Source organism: Streptomyces sp. NPDC059917, from assembly GCF_042730635.1.
Lineage (GTDB): Bacteria > Actinomycetota > Actinomycetes > Streptomycetales > Streptomycetaceae > Streptomyces.
In genome coordinates this window covers 2,190-4,680 of sequence record NZ_JBHWLC010000173.1, presented here as the reverse complement: position 1 = coordinate 4,680, position 2,491 = coordinate 2,190, and the positions used below count along the sequence as shown (strand labels likewise).

3 protein-coding genes are annotated in these 2,491 nt (G+C 70.1%); all 3 read right to left on the bottom strand.

Annotated elements, in window-relative coordinates:
• A partial coding sequence (locus tag ACFWAR_RS39200; protein ID WP_385788453.1) for an alpha-amylase family glycosyl hydrolase occupies nucleotides 1-512 on the bottom strand: 512 nt, incomplete at its 3' end.
• Between the two features lie 47 nt (nucleotides 513-559).
• Nucleotides 560-1,453, bottom strand: a complete 894-nt coding sequence (locus ACFWAR_RS39195) for a sugar ABC transporter permease (protein WP_385788459.1) — start codon at nucleotides 1,451-1,453, stop codon at nucleotides 560-562.
• 2 nt (nucleotides 1,454-1,455) lie between these two features.
• Nucleotides 1,456-2,475, bottom strand: a complete 1,020-nt coding sequence (locus tag ACFWAR_RS39190) for a carbohydrate ABC transporter permease (protein WP_385788456.1) — start codon at nucleotides 2,473-2,475, stop codon at nucleotides 1,456-1,458.
• Nucleotides 2,476-2,491: the final 16 nt, after the last annotated feature.

Genomic DNA, 2,491 nt, shown 5'->3' with positions numbered 1-2,491 from the left:
GCGACCCGCGTCCACGCCGGGCCGCCGAAGATCGACTCCCAGTCGTTCGGCGGCAGCTCCCCGCCCGCCCCGCGCCCCGGCCGGAAGTGGAAGCGCTCGCGCAGCGGGCTGCCGGGCCCCTCGCGCAGCGCCTGCTTGAACCATTCGTGCTGGTCGGAGCAGTGGTTGGGAACGAGGTCCACGATGATCCGCAGGCCCAGCGCGTGGGCCTCGCGGATCACGGCGTCGGCGTCGTGCAGGCTGCCGAACATCGGGTCGATGGCCCGGTAGTCGGCGACGTCGTAGCCCGCGTCGGCCTGCGGGGAGGCGTAGAACGGGCTGAGCCAGACGGCGTCGACGCCCAGTTCCTTGAGGTAGGGCAGCCGGGTCCGGACCCCTTCGAGGTCCCCCATCCCGTCCCCGTTGCTGTCGGCGAAGCTGCGCGGGTAGACCTGGTAGATCACCGCTTCCCGCCACCAGCCGGGCTGGGTGCCGGTCGCGGTGGGAAGAGCGTCGGCGAGGTGCTGGGTCATGTCGTCCTTGGAGAGATCGGGCCGGTTGTACGCGTCGGGAAGGGTGGTCAGCCCTTGGTCGCGCCCGCGGTCATACCGGCGACGAGGTGACGCTGGGCGAAGACGAAGAAGATCGCCGCGGGGATGGCGATGAGGACGGAAGCCGCCGTCATCGGACCCCAGTTGGCGGTGTACTGGGTGACGAAGGTCTGCAGACCCCCGGCCAGCGTGAGGTTGTCGTCGCCGACCAGGAAGGCGGAGGCGTACGCCACCTCGCCCCAGGCGGTGATGAAGGAGTAGAAGGCGGTGACCGCGAGGCCCGGGCGGGCCAGCGGGAGGATCAGCCGCCAGAAGGTCCCGAAGGGGTTGAGCCCGTCGACCCGACCGGATTCGTCGATCTCGATCGGGATGGTGTCGAAGAAGCCCTTCATCATCCAGGCGCAGAACGGCACCGCGATGGTGAGGTACGTGATGATCAGGCCGAGCGGCTGGTTGAGCAGCCCCAGCTCCCCCATCAGGTTGTAGAGCGGGACGATCAGGATGGCCATCGGGAACATCTGGGTGACCAGCAGGGTCCACATCAGCGGCTTCATGCCGGGGAACCGGAAGCGGCTGACCGCGTAGCCCGTGGTCGCGGCGATGAACACGCCGAGGACGGTGGTGATGCCCGCGACCAGCACCGAGTTGCCGAACCAGGTGAAGAAGGACGTGTGGTCCACCAGGTACCGGTAGTTGTCGAGGGTGGGGTCCTTGACGAAGTCGGTGCTGACCGCCTGCTGCGGCGGCTTGAGCGAGGTCAGCAGGATCCACAGCACCGGGAAGACCGCGATGACGGCCGCGACGACGAGCGTGGCGTGCAGGGTCACGGAGGCGAGCGGCCCGCGCTGCCCGCGCGGCCGCACCGCCTTGGTCGCCCCGGCTCCGGCGGCGGCCGTGGCTCCGGCGTTGGAGGTGGTCGTCACGGTCACCACACCTCTCCCTGCTTGCGCAGCGAACGCCGGTAGACCAGCGCGAAGATCATGAGCAGGGCGAGGATGAGGACGCCCCAGGTCGCGGACCCGGCGAAGTCGCGCGGGCTGGTCACGAACGCCTGCCGGAACGCCTGCGTCACGAGGATCTCGGTGGCGTCGCCCGGTCCACCGCGGGTGAGCAGGAAGATCACCGGGAACATGTTGAAGGTCCAGATGGTGGAGAGCAGGATCACCGTCATGCTGACCGTGCGCAGCCCCGGCAGGGTGATGTGCCGGAAGCGCTGCCAGGGGCTCGCGCCGTCCATCTCGGCGGCCTCGTACAGCTCGCCGGGGATGGACTGGAGGCCGCCGAGCAGGGCCACCATCATGAAGGGGATGCCCAGCCAGACGTTGACGGTGATGACCGCGAGCTTGGCCCAGGTGGGGTCGTCGAGCCACGGCACGGCGGAGATCCCGCCGCCTTCGAGGACCTTGTTCAGGATGCCGTTGTCGCGGTTGAAGAGGAACCGCCAGGCGAAGACGGAGACGAAGCCGGGGACGGCCCAGGGCAGGATGAGCGCCATCCGGTAGACGGCGCGGCCCCGGAACTCCCGGTTCAGGATGTTCGCGAGGCCGAGGCCCAGCACGAAGGTGACGGACACGCAGGTGACGGTCCAGATCACCGTCCACACCAGCCGGTCCAGGAAGACCGGGTCGCTCAGCGCGGCCGTGTAGTTGTCGAGGCCGACGAACTGGTACGTCGCGTCGATCGTGTTGGGGCCGATCGTGCGGGCGACGTTGCGCTCGTTGGCGTCGGTCAGCGACAGGTAGATCCCGCGGACCAGCGGCCACCCGATGATCACGCCGAGGACGAGCACCACGGGGGTGACCATCGTCCAGGCGTACCAGTGGGTGGCCAGCGCGCGCCGGATCCGGCCGGGGCTGGCCCCGGGCTTGCGATCGGTCCCGCGGGCCCGGGCGCGGGGGGGGGGGGGGCCCCCCCCCCCCCCCCCCCCCCCGCGGGGGGGGGGCAGCCCAGGGGGTGGTAAT